The sequence below is a fragment of the Acinetobacter sp. ANC 4169 genome, from assembly GCF_002135355.1.
Classification (GTDB): Bacteria; Pseudomonadota; Gammaproteobacteria; order Pseudomonadales; family Moraxellaceae; genus Acinetobacter.
Genome location: NZ_NEGE01000001.1, coordinates 230,496 through 248,813, shown reverse-complemented (window position 1 = coordinate 248,813; position 18,318 = coordinate 230,496). Strand labels below are relative to the sequence as shown.

Annotated in this window: 18 protein-coding genes and 1 pseudogene; 10 read left to right on the top strand and 9 right to left on the bottom strand. The window is 39.7% G+C overall.

Going from position 1 to position 18,318, the window contains the following annotated elements; all coding sequences use genetic code 11:
• Window positions 1–19: 19 nt before the first annotated feature.
• The 3 genes and pseudogenes from B9T26_RS01175 to B9T26_RS15935 all read right to left on the bottom strand — a co-directional run.
• On the bottom strand, window positions 20–1,522 hold the full coding sequence (locus tag B9T26_RS01175) for a flavin-containing monooxygenase (RefSeq protein ID WP_086197984.1): 1,503 nt from the start codon (window positions 1,520–1,522) through the stop codon (window positions 20–22).
• Window positions 1,519–2,580 (bottom strand): fatty acid desaturase family protein, encoded by a 1,062-nt coding sequence (locus B9T26_RS01170; RefSeq protein ID WP_086197983.1) that lies wholly within the window; start codon window positions 2,578–2,580, stop codon window positions 1,519–1,521. The genes B9T26_RS01175 and B9T26_RS01170 overlap by 4 nt, the downstream gene beginning before the upstream one ends.
• Window positions 2,581–3,462: 882 nt before the next feature.
• Window positions 3,463–3,727, bottom strand: a pseudogene (locus B9T26_RS15935) (transposase); the annotation flags it as partial.
• Between the two features lie 771 nt (window positions 3,728–4,498).
• On the opposite strand from B9T26_RS15935, the gene B9T26_RS01160 reads away from it, so the two are divergent.
• Window positions 4,499–4,711: a hypothetical protein gene (locus B9T26_RS01160; RefSeq protein WP_086197982.1), complete on the top strand. Its 213-nt coding sequence runs from the start codon at window positions 4,499–4,501 to the stop codon at window positions 4,709–4,711.
• A 52-nt stretch (window positions 4,712–4,763) separates the two neighbouring features.
• On the opposite strand, the gene bioB is transcribed toward B9T26_RS01160, so the two are convergent.
• Both bioB and queG read right to left on the bottom strand, forming a co-directional pair.
• Window positions 4,764–5,753 carry a biotin synthase BioB gene (gene bioB, locus B9T26_RS01155; RefSeq protein WP_086198036.1) on the bottom strand — a complete coding sequence of 330 codons (990 nt, stop codon included), beginning with the start codon at window positions 5,751–5,753 and terminating at the stop codon, window positions 4,764–4,766.
• Window positions 5,754–6,056: 303 nt separating this feature from the next.
• A complete protein-coding gene (gene queG, locus B9T26_RS01150) occupies window positions 6,057–7,151 on the bottom strand; it encodes a tRNA epoxyqueuosine(34) reductase QueG (protein WP_086197981.1) in 1,095 nt (364 codons plus the stop codon).
• Window positions 7,152–7,174: 23 nt separating this feature from the next.
• Here queG and B9T26_RS01145 point away from each other — a divergent pair, with 23 nt between their 5' ends.
• From B9T26_RS01145 to B9T26_RS01135, 3 genes are read left to right on the top strand one after another with little or no spacing between them, the layout of a single operon-like run.
• Window positions 7,175–8,665, top strand: coding sequence for an NAD(P)H-hydrate dehydratase (locus B9T26_RS01145; protein WP_086197980.1), 1,491 nt, complete (start codon window positions 7,175–7,177; stop codon window positions 8,663–8,665).
• Window positions 8,658–8,933, top strand: a complete 276-nt coding sequence (locus tag B9T26_RS01140; RefSeq protein ID WP_086197979.1) for an acylphosphatase — start codon at window positions 8,658–8,660, stop codon at window positions 8,931–8,933. Before B9T26_RS01145 ends, B9T26_RS01140 begins: the two co-directional genes overlap by 8 nt.
• 38 nt (window positions 8,934–8,971) lie before the next feature.
• Window positions 8,972–9,301, top strand: coding sequence for a hypothetical protein (locus tag B9T26_RS01135; RefSeq protein ID WP_086197978.1), 330 nt, complete (start codon window positions 8,972–8,974; stop codon window positions 9,299–9,301).
• Between the two features lie 6 nt (window positions 9,302–9,307).
• Here B9T26_RS01135 and ruvC read toward each other — a convergent pair whose 3' ends face one another.
• Window positions 9,308–9,853 (bottom strand): crossover junction endodeoxyribonuclease RuvC, encoded by a 546-nt coding sequence (gene ruvC, locus B9T26_RS01130; protein ID WP_086175879.1) that lies wholly within the window; start codon window positions 9,851–9,853, stop codon window positions 9,308–9,310.
• A gap of 122 nt (window positions 9,854–9,975) precedes the next feature.
• Here ruvC and B9T26_RS01125 point away from each other — a divergent pair, with 122 nt between their 5' ends.
• Both B9T26_RS01125 and B9T26_RS01120 read left to right on the top strand, forming a co-directional pair.
• Window positions 9,976–10,551 (top strand): FxsA family protein, encoded by a 576-nt coding sequence (locus B9T26_RS01125; RefSeq protein ID WP_086197977.1) that lies wholly within the window; start codon window positions 9,976–9,978, stop codon window positions 10,549–10,551.
• A gap of 144 nt (window positions 10,552–10,695) precedes the next feature.
• The gene (locus B9T26_RS01120; protein WP_086197976.1) at window positions 10,696–11,334 is read left to right on the top strand and encodes a LysE family transporter; all 639 of its coding nucleotides are present in this window, start codon (window positions 10,696–10,698) and stop codon (window positions 11,332–11,334) included.
• Here B9T26_RS01120 and B9T26_RS01115 read toward each other — a convergent pair.
• Window positions 11,331–11,519, bottom strand: coding sequence for a hypothetical protein (locus B9T26_RS01115; RefSeq protein WP_086197975.1), 189 nt, complete (start codon window positions 11,517–11,519; stop codon window positions 11,331–11,333). The genes B9T26_RS01120 and B9T26_RS01115 overlap by 4 nt on opposite strands.
• Before the next feature lie 315 nt (window positions 11,520–11,834).
• Here B9T26_RS01115 and B9T26_RS01110 point away from each other — a divergent pair, with 315 nt between their 5' ends.
• Complete coding sequence (locus B9T26_RS01110) at window positions 11,835–12,077, top strand: hypothetical protein (RefSeq protein WP_086175965.1); 243 nt, start codon at window positions 11,835–11,837, stop codon at window positions 12,075–12,077.
• A 55-nt stretch (window positions 12,078–12,132) separates the two neighbouring features.
• Here the strand turns inward: B9T26_RS01110 and metK are convergent, their stop codons facing one another.
• Window positions 12,133–13,299 (bottom strand): methionine adenosyltransferase, encoded by a 1,167-nt coding sequence (metK, locus tag B9T26_RS01105; RefSeq protein ID WP_086197974.1) that lies wholly within the window; start codon window positions 13,297–13,299, stop codon window positions 12,133–12,135.
• Between the two features lie 847 nt (window positions 13,300–14,146).
• On the opposite strand from metK, the gene tkt reads away from it, so the two are divergent.
• The 3 genes from tkt to B9T26_RS01090 all read left to right on the top strand — a co-directional run bounded on the left by tkt (window position 14,147) and on the right by B9T26_RS01090 (window position 17,464).
• Entirely contained in the window at window positions 14,147–16,135 is a 1,989-nt protein-coding gene (gene tkt / locus B9T26_RS01100; RefSeq protein WP_086197973.1) for a transketolase, read from the top strand.
• A 165-nt stretch (window positions 16,136–16,300) separates the two neighbouring features.
• Window positions 16,301–16,516 (top strand): hypothetical protein, encoded by a 216-nt coding sequence (locus B9T26_RS01095; RefSeq protein ID WP_086197972.1) that lies wholly within the window; start codon window positions 16,301–16,303, stop codon window positions 16,514–16,516.
• A 363-nt stretch (window positions 16,517–16,879) separates the two neighbouring features.
• Window positions 16,880–17,464: a YceI family protein gene (locus tag B9T26_RS01090; RefSeq protein ID WP_086197971.1), complete on the top strand. Its 585-nt coding sequence runs from the start codon at window positions 16,880–16,882 to the stop codon at window positions 17,462–17,464.
• Between the two features lie 72 nt (window positions 17,465–17,536).
• Here the strand turns inward: B9T26_RS01090 and B9T26_RS01085 are convergent, their stop codons facing one another.
• Window positions 17,537–18,256 (bottom strand): glutamine amidotransferase, encoded by a 720-nt coding sequence (locus B9T26_RS01085; RefSeq protein WP_086197970.1) that lies wholly within the window; start codon window positions 18,254–18,256, stop codon window positions 17,537–17,539.
• Between the last annotated feature and the right edge of the window lie 62 nt (window positions 18,257–18,318).

Below are 18,318 nucleotides of genomic sequence, written 5' to 3'. Positions count from 1 at the left end.
ATGACTTTGTAGTGGTAGGTCACTTTTCAGCTTTAGTAAATTTCAATACGCCATCGTTGATCCGGCCAAATTGTAGTACCGCCAGATCGTAGAGGTAATTTTGTTTTAATCGCCATGGATAAGACCGGCCTTGAAGAGGGATGTATCCAGCAGCGCGTCCGATATATCCTGAGGTCATTTCTAAAAATGGCTCTGTTTCTATATGAGACTGATCAATGGTTGGGGTTCCGGTATTCAGCCCCTGTTGATCCATATAATTAATCATGCGACAAAAAAAGCGCATAGATGCTTCTGCTTTTAGTGTCCAAGAGGAGTTGGTATAACCAAATAACATGGCTGTATTTGGTAAACCAGACAGCATACAACCACGATAAAGCACGGAATTACCAATATTAAATTCATCACCATCAATACTTACAAACACGCCTCCAAGATACTGCATGTTGAAGCCTGTAGCGGTAACAATAATATCGGCCTTAAGCAGTTCACCTGTATTGGTCAATACACCTTGAGGGGTAAATTCTTGCACGTCAGCAGTACAGATTGAGACTTGGCCTTCACGTAGCGCCTTGAATAATTCACCATCCGTTGTTACCAATACTCGCTGATCCCAAGGCATATAGGATGGTGAAAGATGTTTGGCATCAATATCAGGGCCTGCTGCACGAGACATATGACTCTTTAGGAAAATACGGGCTAGGCGCGGAAATTTACGTGCAATTCCAAAAGATATCGTATAAAAAAGTGCATTTTTCCAGCGCAAAATGTGATGTACCATGAATGCCGGTAATACCCAGCGTAACAAATATGCAAATGGGTCTTTGCGTGGCATACTCATGATATATGAGGGGGAGCGTTGCAACATGGTGACATGAGCTGCTGTCTTTGCCATAGTAGGTACTAGGGTAATTGCTGTCGCTCCTGACCCAATAACTACGATGTGTTTACCAGTATAGTCGAGATGATTCGGCCATTGCTGTGGATGAATAATTTCACCTTTAAATAAAGATTCACCAGTAAACTGCGGTTTATAGCCTAATTTATGATCATAACAACCAGTACAAAAAATCAGAAAACAACAACGGATCGTATCGGTTTTTTCACGTCCACTGCGCTGGACAGTCAATGTCCAGTGTGCTGACTTGCTGCACCAGCTTGCTGTTATTAATTGGCAGCCAAAATCAATTGATTTAAGAACATCCTGTTCAGCGGCAGTTTTTTCAATGTAGTCACGGATATCATTACCATCTGCAATTGACTGCTGAGCAGACCACGGCTGAAAGCTAAAACCAAATGTATACATGTCTGAATCAGAACGTACACCTGGATAGCTAAATAAATCCCATGTACCACCGACTCGATCACGAGATTCTAGCAATCGTATTGATTTATGTGGACATTGTCGTTTTAAATAATATGCAGCTGCAATACCAGACAATCCAGCACCAACGATAATGATATCCTGATATTCATCATTGATTGATTCATTAGTCTGGAAATTGTTTTCATAGTTCATTTTCATGAACTCTTCTCGTCTAGATCGGGGTATAGCGGAGCTGCTGACTGTTCAGGGTTAGGCTTGTAGATATCATTACAAAACAGTTGTTGCCAGATTTCTAAACGTAGACGGACTTTATAGTAATGAGGGTAATGCTGATGCAATAATGCTGAGAGAGCTTTTGCATAACGATAGTTCATATTAGGAAACAAATGATGTTCAACATGATAGCCTACATTGTGATGCAACCAGTCAAAAAAGCGATTGGGATTAAGGCTAACACTATTGATTAAGGGATGATTGTCGTTACTTAACTCTTCAGTATCATGTTGAGTGTATATATAAAAACAGGAAATAGAGGCAGCTACTAAATAGCTCAAGGTAATTCCAATCACAGCTGATGTATCTGCACCACCAAGCCAATACAAAATAAATAAAAATGCGCATACCCCCAACATCTCAGCCCATACCATGGCACGCTGGCGTGGTGTGTACGTAGGGATAACTGGCATTACAACATTACCATTTCTTCCAATACCAAACATGGCACCCATAATCTGGTTCATGAGTACCAGGTTATAAGAGATAAGAACCAATGGATTCCAAGGAATATTTTTATTAGGAAAGAAAATTAACCTTAATATTGTTCGTATAGTTGTCCGCTCTTTTTCAGCAAAGCACCGAAAAGTATCTTGGTCACCATTTGTATATGCATGATGATATTTATTATGTACAACTTTAAAAACGGTAGCAGGTGTGAGTGATGTTGCAAAAAATACATACTCAGTAAAATATCGCCAATTTTTATTTCGCACAATCAAACCATGACCAAGATAATGGCAAAGATTTCCAATACAAAAGATGCTGTTACCTGCTAAAACTGCAATGATGAGCAATATAATCATCGAATCATTAAAGCGTAGTGCACTAATACTTATGATCACTACTAATAAATGTAATGTAAGTGGTAAAAGCTGAGAAGGATTTGATTCAAAAGCCTTTTCAGGCATCAACGGTTTAAGTTGTGTTCTTATCTCTCTTACAGTAGGCAGTTCTAGAATATTCCTGCTATTCTCTTGCATTTTATAATTTCCATCGATTTCTTAAAATTTTTTTACTTGTGTTTGTTTTTATAAAGCGGCGGAATATTAATCATTTTTTTTGTAGAATGCAATTTATTTATACCGTAATCTGAATCAAAAATAAAAAATTAAACTTAAAAAAATATAACTAGGGCCATGAGTTAAGTTACCCTGCCAATCGAACAACTCTAGCCATCCATCATGCATAACATATTCAATTATTTAGAATGACTGATATTTTTTTTAAACTTGAAATTATCGATTAGAAGTTTTTTAAATAGACTAATGCCTGTCCAAGAAAGCGTGGTTCCAGGATATGTATTTCAGAAATTATATTTATAAAAATTTGGCATAAATACCATTATTTCAGTAACTTAAAGATGTATTTTTCGTATTGAAACAAAATAAAGGTGATTTATTTGAAATATATGTGTATTGCTATTAAAAGGTGATTTATCTCATTAATATTCATCAACTAACCTTGCATTCTTTAGATTGTAGATAATGCGAGGCTATCAATTTCTATTCTATTGTGGATCAATTTCGCAACCTTGTCTTTATGTAAAAACCATAGAGCCCAACGTTATAAATCTCTTTCTACTATAATCATCAAAGGCACAAATTTGGAGGAGTGGGTTTATGGTTTTAAAGGGCTTTGTTGCATAAATATTTAAAAGTTAAAACATTCCTCAAACCAGCAAAATTCAAGCAACTACTTGGGGGAGGCCTGCCTAATTCGGTGAATTTATTCAGCACTGCTATGCGTGCATGAATCTCGTTAACCTGACTCTGAAAATTCCTTGCGCTGAGTTTATCTCCTAATATCGCAATATCAATATGCTTTTGCCTTCTATAGATGATGGAATAATCAGGGGGTGTTCAATCCAAACCACAAAGCTTAATCAAGCTTTGCACAAAGCCAGTGACCATAGCTAAAGATAAACGAAAGAGGGATTTAAGCATTAAGCAACATTGAATGGCGGTATCAAAATAGGTTTGATGTCGTCCTTGTTTAGGCATTCGACTTTGCCTACTCTGAGTTTTAGCATCAAAGCAAATCGTGATATTTCCACGATTGATTAGAGCTCGCTTGTAAATTGTAAGAAGAGCAATTGCTTGTGCGATAAGTTTTTGGGGGCAGGCTTATTTATGTGAAAATTGTATTGCCTAATCAGCCTTCATCACAGGTATATGCAACAAAGCCCTTTAAGGTATGAATGGGAATTTTTATTTTGTAATTTTTGTCATAAATTATGGTTAAGTTATTTGAATTATCATAAAAATATGGTAATAAATAGGGGGTGATGTTTTTTTAATCACATTGATATTTCGGGATGAAATGTATTTTTAAAAAAGTTAAATTTTAAAAACAATCAGAAGGGAGTTGGGACGATGCTTCAATTACTTATGAAATTATTTTGCTTACATGTGTATGAATATGAACACATGGAAGAAATTGGGGAACATAAGGAATGTAGGAAATGTGGAGTGAATAAGCCACTTTAATTGAGTTATATTGAACATTAAAAAGTGAGCATAATGCTCACTTTTTAATTTTGAAAAAATAAAAATTAATAGTAATTAATAATTAAAATTTTATGTAATTGGTCATCTAGGTTTTCAATGCGAACTTGAGCAAGTTGAGCTCTATCATTCTTTGTATTTTTAGAAAAATTATTTTGATTATTTAGGTTTGAAATATCTTGAATCTGGGATGCTAAAGCATAAATGCTACTACAGTCAGTATTTTGGATATTCTTTATAGAGCTCAATTCTACAATACTGCCATGCTAACAATGTTTTCAGCATGACTCACCGCAACTAAATAAAAAAAGCAAAATGATTGAGAAAGCAGCAAAAATCAAAAAAGGATAAGAATGTTACAATACACCTCTAAAAACTGTTTGAAACTGTACTTATGAGCATTGATTTTACGGCGGATACTTATATTGTAACTGATCGATTGGCAGACACTTTGGTCTGGTTAAGCCATCATCAGGATTGTTTTGATTCGTTCAATTATGACACTTTTACTCAAGAGTTAGTAGTTTACCATGCCAATGGGGCGGATATTATTCGTGAGGGGAATTACCTCAATGCACGTTATGGTATTTTGATTAGTTCTATCTAAATGCTCAAATAAAAAAAAGCCCATATGGGCTTTTTTGTACAAGATGGGCGGTTTAACTTGCCATTGCATCTACAGAAAGTTCTTTAACCGTCGGTTTGGCTTTTTCTGCAATCAAACCCAATTTATCAAATAATTGTTTGTCCTTGCCTTCGCCAGCATTCGGGGTGGTTAAGAGTTTCTCTCCGGAAAAGAGCGAATTGGCACCTGCCATAAAAGCCAGAGCCTGATCGGCATCAGACAAAGATTCTCGCCCTGCTGACAGGCGGATATAGCTTTTTGGCATAATAATACGGGCTACAGCAATGGTACGAATCCACTCGGTAATATCCAGTTTTTCCACATCGGCCAGTGGTGTGCCTTCAATAGGCACCAACATATTGATGGGCACCGATTCAGGGTGAATTGGTAACGTTGCGAGTTCGTACAAAAGACCAATCCGATCTTTACTGTTTTCACCTAAGCCGACAATTCCGCCACTACAGACTTTCATACCTGCTTGACGGACATGATCCAAAGTATTTAAACGGTCATCAAAGGTACGAGTGCTGATGACATTGGAATAGTATTCGCGTGAGGTATCCAGATTGTGATTATAGTAGTCTAGGCCTGCATCTTTTAAACGTTCTGCCTGCGATTGATTGAGCATGCCTAAAGTCATGCAGGTTTCCAGACCCAGTGACTTCACTTCACGCACCATTTCCAGTACATAGGGCATATCGCGTTCATGCGGATTACGCCAGGCTGCACCCATGCAGAAACGCGATGAACCGGAAGCAAGCGCTTCTTTGGCTTCCTGTATTACTTTATCTACTGCAATACGTTTTTCCGCTTCCAGTTTCGAGTCGTAATGTGCCGATTGTGAGCAGTATTTGCAATCTTCAGGGCATTTGCCGGTTTTGATTGAAAGCAATGTGCTGACTTGAATCGTGTTGGCATCAAAATGTTCTCGATGAACCCGTTGTGCCTCAAAAACTAAATCCAGAAAAGGCTGGTTATATAAGGCCTGAATTTCATCTCGTGTCCAGTCATTGCGTACATTCATGAATGAAAATCCATAATCATCATTATTCATTGCTTTTATCATACATAATTTATGCTAAAACCAAAGGCATAATTGACCAAATCTCATGGTATCTGTCGATTAAATTTAATCATTTTTCGTTATGCTAAAATTGTATATTTAGTTACAAACTAAAGCTTTTTATTGTAAATATCGCTGCAAAGTTTTTTTACTATTTTTATAAGTTTGTTCTGATCTGGAGCTTATGTTTTTTCTTAGCGCAAAACTTTGTCACTATCTTGAATCTTAAAAAAGGGAATTAAATTTTAAATTGAGCGTAAAAATTTAATTGGATTTTAACAGCTGTTCTTGAATCGCCCAATCAATATGGACTTGCACAATCTCATCATGCTGTTCGTAAGATTGCTTTAAAGTTTCAATAATTTCTTGAGAAAAGGGAGCGTTACCCAAACCAATCGCAATATTTCGCATAAAACTTTGATAACCGGTACGTCGTATGGGACTGCCTTCAGTACTGGCTAAAAATGTCGGTTCATCCCAGTGCCATAAATCCAGTAAACTGATCTGATCCAGACCATGTCGCGGGTTAAAATCTTCTATGCTGGCTTTCTTGGCAAAGCTGTTCCAGGGACAAATCAGCTGGCAATCATCACAGCCAAACACCCGGTTACCAATACCGCGGCGCAATTCTTCGGGAATGATGCCTTTATATTCAATGGTCAGGTAAGCAATACATTTACGTGCATCCAGCATATACGGTTCAACAATCGCCTGAGTGGGACAAATATCAATACAAGCCGTACACGAACCGCAGTGTGGGGTGGCTGGCTTGTCAAAAGGCAGATCAAGAGAAGTAAACAGTTCACCCAGAACAAAAAATGAACCTGATTTTTTATGAATGAGCAGGGTGTGCTTGCCTGTCCAGCCCATGCCGGCATTTTCTGCCAGAGATTTTTCAAACACAGGCGCCGAGTCAGCAAATGGACGCGACTCAAACTCGCCGACTTTTTCACGAATTTTTGTTGCGAGGGTTTTTAAGCGACCGCGCATGGTTTTATGATAATCACGGCCACGGGCATAGCGTGCAATAATGGCAGCATTCGGTTCATCCGGCACATAACGCGGCTTGGGTGTTTCCACCAGATAGTTCATCCGTACACAAATGATACTTTTTGTTCCGGGAACCAGCAAAGTAGGATTGGCGCGTTTTTCCAGATTTTCTTCTAGAAATTTCATCTCGCCATGATAGCCACGTTTTAAATATTCCTGAAAACGCGGTAATTCTTCTTGAGCATCCGGTTTGGCAATGACACAATCACTAAAGCCTAATTGCAATGCCTGCGCTTTGATCCACACTTTCAGCGCTTCAGGATCATGTTGATCTACAGGAATTTTTTGTGAAGGTGTGGAAGAAGTCATAATGATATAAAAAAGGAAGAACAATGCCTCAGCAAGTTTACCATAGCCCTGTTTATCATAGCCAAAGTATTCAAGCATGGGAACAACGCTGGTTTGCCAAGCAAAACAGTTCTTATGGCTTAATGCAGCAAGTAGCCTGGAAGATTACGCAGCGCTTAGTTCATCTTTTCCAGCAACAAAATATACAAAATATCGCAGTTTGTTGTGGGCAGGGCAATAATGCAGGCGATGGTTATCTGACGGCTAAATATTTAAATCAGTATGGTTTTAATGTTGATATTTATGCCGCTGAATTGGGTGCATCAAAAGATTTACACAGCGCCTATCAAGAAGCGGTAGATGCAGGGATAAAAATTTATCCAGATTTTGCCTTTCAGAAACCCTATGACTGCTTTATCGATGCCTTGTTCGGAATTGGTTTAAACCGTGAACTGAGTGATGACTGGCAGCAGATTATTCAAACGATTAATGCCCAAACCGGTTTGAAAATTGCCATTGATATTCCCAGCGGGATACAGGCCAATAGTGGTCAGCCTTTACCAAGTGCTATCAAGGCAGATTATACCTATACGGCTCTGGGCTTAAAGGCAGGACTGTTTACCGGTCAAGGTAAGGAGTTTGCCGGACAGGTTGAGGTCATTTCCCTGATTCCTACAGACACGGAATTAAAACCGCTTGCTCAGCTTTCATCGCATAGCATCCATTTACCCCAACGTGAGGCTTTTGGTCATAAAGGCAGTTATGGTCATGTACTCATTGTCGGCGGGCATGCAGATATGGGTGGTGCGGTGATGATGGCTGCCGAATCGGCCTTTAGTGCCGGGGCGGGAAAAGTCACTGTCGTCTGTCATGAAAAACATCACACCGCAATTTTGGCCCGTGCGCCGAATATTATGCTACGTGATATCAACGCCTTGACTAAAGCCGAGATTCAGCAATTATTGGATCATGTTGATGCGGTGAGTTTCGGGATGGGACTCGGCCGTGACAGCTGGTCAGAACAGCAGTATTTTAAATGGTTCCCTAAAATGAATGCTTCTGCACATTTACATGTGGTACTAGATGCAGATGCACTGTGGTATTTAGCTGAATATCCTGAATTATTAAAAGCAGATTCTTACGCGACACCGCATCCGGGGGAGGCAGCAAAACTGTTACATTGTTCGGTAAAAGAGGTGGAAAGCGACCGGATTGCAGCCATTCATCGACTTCAGGAAAAATATGCTGGCCAGTGGGTACTGAAAGGTTCGGGCAGTCTGATTCTGGAAGATCAATTGTGGATTTGTACCGCTGGAAATGCCGGAATGGGCACGGGAGGCATGGGCGATGTCTTGGCCGGTATGACTGCAAGTTTAAAAGCGCAATTTGCCGGGAAAATTCATCTGCATGAAATTGTGACTTTGCATGCTTTGGCGGGTGACTTACTGGCTCAGCAAGGCATGCGTGGTTTGCAGGCCCATCATATGCATGATGCAGTATATCGTGTAGTAAATACAGGAAGTTGTGATGAATAAGGCGATGAAGTTGCTCATTCAGGGCAAGGTCCAGGGAGTGGGTTATCGGCGCTGGTTTGCAAAGCAGGCCTTGGAATTAGCATTGAAAGGTTATGTCCAGAATCTGCAAACGGGTGAAGTTGAAGCCATGGTTGTAGGAGATGAACAGGTCATTCAAGAGCTTTTAAAACGAAGTCTGGTAGGGCCGAGCCGGGCAGAAGTCTCCCGGATTATTCAAACCCAAGTTCAGCCAGATCCGAATCTGAATGATTTTAAAATACTGTGTTAAATGAAAACTTGATAAGAATAATGAACTAAGAGGGAAAGATGGATAAATATCTGGTGGTGGCTATAGTGGTGATCGTTTGTATAGGCATCGTCATCTATACGCAGCGCGCTGATGCTGGTTCAACCAGTAGATCATTTAAAGACATTGTGCAGAAAGAATTTGGCAAATATAAAGTCATTGAAAAAAATCAGACCATTATGATTTGTGAAATCAACCATCGTAACGAACTGGATGAACTGGTTTTTATCCGGATTGATCCGAACCAGAAAAAGAACATGAGAAGTTTTGGCCGGAGAGTGACTTTCACCTATAGCAAGCAACCCTCAGTCCGGGAAATGCGTCAAGATTTTGCGCAATATCTTTCATGAATTGATTTAGCGTCTGCGAACACTAGATCGGCTACGGCCACGTGCCATGCCACCTAAGGCATTCAGTACTGCCATTTTACTCATGCTGCCAGAGGCATGCGCATGACAAATGGCTGCGGCCAAGGCATCGGCAGCATCCTGTTGCGGTTTGATGCTTAAATTTAAAATCCGCATCACCATCATTTGAACCTGTTCTTTATCTGCCGCACCATAACCCACGACAGATTGCTTGATTTGACGGGCAGTATATTCAGCCACCTGCAAATCCAGATTCACCAAAGCGGCAATGGCAGCGCCACGGGCTTGACCGAGTTTTAAGGCAGAATCAGGGTTTTGTGCCATAAACACTTGTTCAACCGCGGCTTCGGTAGGGCCATGAAATTTAACAATCCGTTCCACACCAGCAAAAATCCGTTTTAAGCGTTCAGGCATTTCCGGAGTTTCGGTACGAATGGTTCCCGCATCTACAAAAGTCAGTTTCTGCCCATCTCTTTCGATGATGCCGTAACCTGTTAAGCGTGAACCGGGGTCAATACCGATAATTAATGACATGCAAGGCCTTTAAAAATAAAATAATGCCCATATTGTTACATAAGCGTAGCAAAAAAGCTTGATGGTGATTAAGCAGTTAATGACTACCCCTTATTCATTTTGTTGAGATTAGATTAATTTTCATGAAATTATTTCTTATTGTACTGGTTGGCTTAATCCTGGAAGTTTTTGTCTGGATTGGCGTGGGTGACCTCGTCGGCAGCATGTGGTACGTATTTTTCTGGTTTGTTGCAGCCTTTTTTATCGGTATGAACCTGATTCGTAAATATTCGGCAGGGGTCATGCCACAGATGCAGCAAATGCAAATGGGGCAAATGACAGGTGATCCTGCCTTGACCAATAATTTACCTAAAATTTTGGCCGGTTTTTTCCTGCTGATTCCAGGTTTAATTACCGATGTTTTGGCATTGTTGATTTTGATTCCAGGCGTTCAGAATGCCTTTAAAAATGTCATGATGAAAACCATGGCAAAGCGTCAGCAAGCCATGATGGATAAAATGATGGGTGGCATGATGGGCAACATGAATGGCATGGGCGGTGATGCTCAGGGTCAGAATCCATTTGCCGATTTAATGCGTCAAATGCAAGACATGCAACAAGGCGGTTCACAGCGTCACGATTCCAGCATTATTGATGGTGAAGCACGTGAAGTAACACCGGAAGCGAAAAAAATTGAAATGAAAGATGTGAATAAATAAATTCATCTTTTTTTAAAGTTGAAGCCGAATGATGATTCGGCTTTTTTATGTGCTTCATTTTTAACTAAAGTATTTAAAGCTGGAACCATGCAAAAAATTGAACAAACGATATAATACTGATTTTAAAAATTCTTCCTTATTGTTATGTCATTGCTTTTGACCATTTGTGCACTGCATTTTGTTGCACAGCTTAGCCCCGGGCCGGATGTTTTACTGATTGCCAAAAGTTCAGCATCGACTTCAAGAGCCAATACCTTAAAAATTATTTTGGGAATTTCTTTAGGGATCGTAGTTTGGGTGGTGCTGACCTTGCTGGGTTTTAGCGTGCTGATTCAACAGTTCCCATGGATTCAACAGATTTTAATGCTCGTTGGGGGCTTATTTTTGGCACGTATGGGTTGGGCCATGTTAAATGGAGGACTCAAAAACCTGCAGCAAGCCACCCGTTTAGATGACAATGTTCCCCCTGGTACAGCTGATGCTAAAAACTATTTATTGCAGGGACTTTTCACCAATCTCTCCAATCCCAAAACGCTGATTTATTTTAGTAGTGTTTTTTCTTTAGCCTTAAGTTCTTCCGCTTCAACGCATTTAAAAACCCAGCTTGCCATCATTATTCCCATACAAACCTTTTTGGTTTTTACGTTATTGATGCTGATTCTATCCATGCCAAAAATTAAAACGGCATATCAGCGTTCTGGCAGTTATATTGATGTGATTTCGGGGGGATTATTCCTGATTTTTGCCATCTGGTTATGGTATGACGCATTGGCCATGCTTTAACTTTCTTTACTGCTATCATCAGTTGCAGGTGTATATGGGGGAGTAGTGGATATGACTTCCTCATTTTTTTGTGGCTGTGCATAACGATTGGGTCTTAATGTGGTTTCGGTATTTTCCGAACCCTGATAGCTCCGACTACGGTTGGCACGTTCGCGTAAGCCGCCTTTTTTAATCAGTTGAACCATTCAATACTCCCAGTTATTCACAGCTATTTTAACTAAAAACATGAGCACATGGGAGAGGATTAAAACGTGCAAGTTAAATTGTGAGGTATTCCATTGTGTTACAAATAATGTCTCTTGGTTTTGATGGTTAATGAATATATTTTATTAAAAATGAGTATTTGGGGTGAGTATTTAAAATATTTATATTGGAGTTAATTTTAATTATTGATCAATAAACTTGTATCTCAAAAAAGACTGGCATAAGATTTAGTGAGGCTCCAGTCCATCAGCTATAAGCAGATGGAAAATAAAAACAAAATTGGCAGGAGTGTACTTATGTTATATCAATATCATTGTGCCTGTTGTAACAAGGTTGTTGAATCAACCGAAAAAGAATGTACAAATTGCGGTTCACACAATATTAAAAGCCCTTATGGTTTCTGGATTTTTTGTGTTTTAACATGCCTGGCTGCGGTCATTATCTTTAAAGTCGTACATGTTTATTTGCAGGACCATCAGGAAACACCGGTGCAAATTTCTTTATTAGATGTTTTAAACGGAGGAGGGAAAAGCAAATAATGTATAATTTTAGCCACAAAAAAGCCCACAGATGTGGGCTTTTTGATGAAAAAAATTACAGTCCAGCAGAGGCTTTAAGTGCTTCAACTTTATCTGTTTTTTCCCATGTAAATGCAGTGTCTGAACCTTGACGGCCAAAGTGACCATAAGCAGCAGTTTGCTTATACATCGGTTGAATCAGGTCTAACATGCGGGTAATACCGTATGGACGCAAGTCAAAGTGTTCACGAACCAATTGAATGATGAATTCTTCAGGTACTTTTGCAGTATTAAATGTATTGATTGAAATAGAGGTTGGCTCTGCAACACCAATTGCATAAGACACCTGAATTTCACATTTATCTGCCAAACCGGCTGCCACAATATTTTTAGCAACATAACGGCCAGCATAAGCTGCTGAACGGTCAACTTTAGATGGGTCTTTACCAGAGAAAGCACCACCGCCGTGACGAGCCATACCGCCGTAAGTATCGACAATAATTTTACGACCGGTTAGACCACAGTCACCTACAGGACCGCCAATCACAAACATCCCGGTCGGGTTGATGTGGAATTTGGTGTCTGCATGGAACATTTCTGCAGGAATGATTTTCTTCACGATTTCTTCAATCACAGCTTCTTTAAGATTTGCTTGTGAAATTTCAGGATCGTGCTGGGTTGACAATACCACTGCATCCAAACGAACAGGCATGCCATTTTCATAAGCAAAAGTCACCTGACTTTTCGCATCTGGACGTAACCAAGGTAAACGGCCATTACGACGTAGTTCAGCTTGTTTTTCCATTAAGCGATGTGCATAAGAAATAGGAGCAGGCATTAAAACATCAGTTTCACGGCTTGCATAACCAAACATTAAACCTTGGTCGCCAGCACCTTGATCTTCAGGTTTTTGACGGTCTACACCTTGAGCAATTTCAGGAGACTGTTTACCAATCATGTTAATAACAGCACAGGTTGAACCATCAAAACCAAGGTCAGAATGGTGATAACCAATACCATTTACGGTTTGACGTACAATTGCTTCGAAGTCAACATTTGCAGTTGTTGTGATTTCACCGGCAAGTACTACCGCACCCGTTTTTACAAGCGTTTCACAAGCAACCCGTGCATATGGGTCTTCTGTTAAGATTGCATCCAAAATAGCATCACTGATTTGGTCAGCCATTTTATCCGGATGGCCTTCGCTTACAGATTCCGAGGTAAATACAGCGTACTCGCGCATAAGTCCTATCACAGTTAATTCAAAAGACCCGATATGTTACATCGAGTTAGACTTTTGGACTAGTTCTAGACGATAAAAATGGATGAATTTATTTCAATTTCACGACTTTTTAATTGATATATGCATCTAAAAAACTGATAAGCAGAAAAAATTAGGCTTTAAAGTTGGGATTTCGGCTATGAAAATTTTTAGAGCTGACCTATTTAATCAGCCAGTCAAAGCATATCTGTGGGGTGTTTAAATATTATTGCCAAGATTGTTTATTCAAAGTTGTATGTAAAAATAATTTTAATGATCAATATTTTATTTCAAATTACTTGTAGTGCATGATTGTTTTGAAATGGCGCTGTTCACCTTATATCAATAATAAGAACAGTCTCAAAACATAGATTTTAAATCATTAAATTTTTCATCAAGTATTTACAAAGATGAATTTGATTCAGCTTTTGTGTCTATCGGTGCTCATTTATCAATTTTCGTTTAATAGCGGTTTGGTTGAGACATCATGTGCTGATAATTCATCGATGGGGAGTAAATAATAAACATGATTCCTTGAGAAGAGGAATGTTTGAATAATATTTCAATTCAATACATATAAAGCGAGTTATCGTTAATATGTGGTATATCAGATTTAAATTAAATAACTGTAGCAATTTCCTCACTCGCCAATCCTTAAAAGCGGTGTCAAATTGAGCTTTATTACCCATTAAAATATATACAGTCACGAATAAATAGTGAAATGTTGAGTATTAGGCTTTACCCCTTGCTGTTTTTTTAAGACAATATAGCCAGCTTTGAATTTTCCTATTCATCATCTTCTTTAAACGATTTAGTTGGACTCTGACCTATGACAACCCCGCTTAACGAACGTCGTATTGCAAACGCAATTCGTGTATTGGCAATGGATGCTGTGCAAAAAGCAAATTCAGGACATCCAGGTGCTCCAATGGGGATGGCAGATATCGCTGATGTAGTATGGCGTGAATTTTTAAATCATAACCCAACAAATCCACAATGGGCCAACCGTGACCGTTTCGTATTGTCGAATGGCCATGGCTCTATGTTGCAATATGCGTTATTGCATTTGACTGGTTATGATCTTTCTATTGAAGATTTAAAATCTTTCCGCCAGTTACATTCTAAAACGCCTGGTCACCCGGAATTGGGTTATGCACCTGGTATTGAAACAACCACTGGTCCATTGGGTCAAGGTATTGCCAATGCTGTTGGTTTTGCACTTGCTGAAAAAACTTTAGCTGCGCAATTCAACAAAGACGACATTAAAGTTGTTGACCATTTCACTTACTGTTTCCTCGGTGATGGCTGTTTAATGGAAGGTGTTTCGCACGAAGCATGTTCTTTGGCAGGTACTTTGGGTCTGGGTAAACTTGTTGCTTACTACGATGACAACGGCATTTCAATTGACGGTGAAGTAGAAGGCTGGTTCTCTGACGATACAGAGCAACGTTTCTTAGCTTACGGCTGGCAAGTAATTAAAGTTGACGGTCATGATGCAGACGCAATTCGTGAAGCAACTGTTGCAGCACAAGCTGAAACTGCTAAACCAACTTTAATCATCTGTAAAACAGTGATTGGTTTGGGTTCACCAAACAAACAAGGTAAAGAAGATTGCCATGGTGCACCACTCGGTAATGACGAGATTGCATTAACGCGTGAAGCGCTGGGCTGGAAAGAAGAAGCATTTGTAATTCCTGCTGACGTTTATGCAGCTTGGGATGCAAAAGATAAAGGTGCTCAATCTGAATCTGCGTGGAACGAAACTTTCGCTGCGTATGCTGCAAAATATCCAACTGAAGCGGTTGAACTTAAACGTCGTTTAAGCGGTGAATTACCGGCTGATTTCGTTGCTAAAGCAGATGCTTATATCGCTGAAGTGAATGCCAAAGCTGAAACTATTGCGACGCGTAAAGCAAGCCAAAATGCTTTACAAGCACTTGTACCTTCACTGCCAGAAGTACTGGGCGGTTCTGCTGACCTTGCAGGTTCTAACCTGACTTTGTGGAAAGGTGCACAAGGTGTACAAGACAATCCAGCGGGTAACTACGTACACTATGGCGTACGTGAATTCGGTATGACTGCAATCGCCAATGGTGTAGCGCTACATGGTGGTTTCATCCCTTACGTTGCAACATTCTTGATGTTTATGGAATATGCACGCAATGCAGTGCGTATGTCTGCACTGATGAAACAGCGTGTGATTCATGTGTATACCCATGACTCAATTGGTCTGGGTGAAGATGGTCCTACACACCAACCGGTAGAACAAATCGCATCTTTGCGTGGTACGCCTAACTTAAATACATGGCGTCCATGTGACACTGTAGAAGCTTCTATTTCTTGGAAATCTGCATTGTTACGTAGCGAAGGCCCTACAGCGTTAATTTTCTCTCGTCAAAACTTGCCATTCCAAGCGCGTACTCAAGCACAAATTGAGAACGTGGCTAAAGGGGGTTATGTACTGGCTGAAGAAAAAGGCGAATTGAAAGCCATCATCATTGCGACTGGTTCAGAAGTTTCATTGGCAATGGAAGCACATGCACAGCTTGAAGGTGTACGTGTGGTATCTATGCCATGTGCTGAAGAATTTGTGAAACAGGATGCAGCTTACCGTGAAGCGGTTCTTCCATCTCATATTCGTGCGCGTGTAGCAGTTGAAGCAGCTCATGTCGATTACTGGTGGAAATTTGTTGGTCTAGATGGTCGTGTGATCGGTATGACCACTTATGGTGAGTCTGCTCCAGCGAAAGACTTGTATCAGCACTTCGGTATTACCACTGAAGCGGTTGTCGCAGCGGTTAAAGAAATTACAGCTTAATTCATCACGAATTCACTGTTAAAAAGACGCCCCAGTAAAAGGGGCGTCTTTTTACTTTTCAAAATAACGATATTTCAACGAATGATTAAAAATGAAGGTTTAAAATTTAACCATTCATTGGAGTATTCAGCATAAATGGCAGCGTGCTGCCAAAGCGAGGAAAATATGAGCCTTTATGAGCAGATTAATGATGAAATTGTCCTGATGGATGCGGGTGAGCAAAAGTGGATCGGTCAAGATTTGCCGCTTGCAAGCATGATGGCTGTTGAACTGATGCTGCAAGATTTGCAAGAAGATAAAGTGATTAAAATCCGCCGTAAGAACCATGAGAAGCATACCGGTATGAAACAGGTGGATCGCATTCTGGTTGAAAAGTTATAGCGATGAAACCTTTGTAAAAAGCCCCAAATGGGGCTTTAATTATGTTGGAAATTTAGAATTCATCTGTTGTGTATAGCCTAATTTGCATCACTTTCATCATGGTTTTAATCAACTGTAGATTTTTGTATTAAATCATTAATAAAAAGGTAAGAAAGCTGCAAGGGGATAAAATTGAAGATCATGATTTTAAATAATTTAATAGAATTATCAATAAATTAAACTAATAAAATTATATCGTTTCATTTATTGCCCTAGGTAAGCTGGTTATTGTTCTATTCTTGCAACATATCGTTTTATCTGTACCGGTGAATTAAGATAAGAAAGGTATAAACTAACAATCATTCCAAAGCGAGATAACAACACATGAATTTCAAAGCAATAACTTTAGGTCTAGCGGTTGCATCAGTAGCGACTTTGTCTCTAGCACAACCGGTTGCCTATCAAATTGATCCTCATCATAGTGCCACTGTTTTTTCTTGGAGTCACTTCGGTTTCTCGACACCTTCTGCAAACTTTAGCAACATCCAAGGCACAATTAATGTCGATAATGCTAAACCTGCAAACTCTTCGGTGAATGTCACCATTCCTGTATCAAGCATCAATACCAATGTAAAAGCATTGGATGAGCATATACAGACTGCAGAATTCTTTGATGCGGCTAAGTATCCAAACATTACCTTTAAAAGTACTAAAGTTCAGGCTTTAGGCAAAAACAAATACAAAATCACAGGTAACTTAACGGTGAAAGATGTCACTAAACCTGTGGTACTGGATGCGGTATTAAATAAACAGGCCGTACATCCAATGACCAAACTACAAACGGTTGGTTTCAATGCGACGACTTCTTTTAATCGTTCAGCATTTGGCGTAGGCGGTTATGTTCCGAATGTAGGCGATAAAATCACGGTAAACATTACCACTGAAGCATCGGTTCCTGCGAAAAAATAAGTACGAATCGGCTCATAAAAAAGCACCATTTAGATGGTGCTTTTTTATTGGAAGTTAATTTAAGAAGTTAATTTAAATTGCTGAAATTTGTTTAAGATAAACTTGCAATACAGCATATGCCTGCACTTCTAATGCATGGGCATAGCGTTGATTGTCTGACCGCAAAGCGGGGATGTTGATATTGGCTTTACGCAATTCACAGGTATGGCCAATGAGCCATTTTTCCAGGCTTTCTGCTGCAACTTCAATATGGAACTGCAAGGCCAGAATGTTTTTTCCCACTGAAAAAGCCTGATTTGGATAAACCTCAGAACTTGCCAATAATGTAGCCTGTTCAGGCAAATCGAAAGTATCACCATGCCAGTGTAAGACTGGAGTTTCAGCTAATGGCGCAAGCAGATTATTTGTGGTATCTGAAATGCTGAGTTGACTCCAGCCAATTTCTTTTTGATGTCCTGCATAAACTTTGGCACCCAAAGCATGCGCGATCAGCTGAGCACCCAAACAGATGCCCAAGGTTGGCAAGTTTTCTTTTAAGCGTACTTTTAGTAAGTCTATTTCTTGTTGTAAGAAAGGATAGTCAGCAGTTTCATAAACGCCAATGGGGCCACCTAAAATAATGGTTAACCCTTTGTGCTGCATCGCCTTGGTTAAATCATCAATACCAGCTTCAAAATAACGCACCCGAAAACCGAGTTGATAAAATACATCTTCTAGTGCGCCTAAGTCTTCAAAGGCAAGATGTTGAATGGCATAAATGGTGTCGGGAAAATCTGGAGATAAGGTCGTCATGCTATTTTTTAAGATATCTGGAATAAGAGCAATTTAGCTTGAATACTTAGAAAAATGAAGAT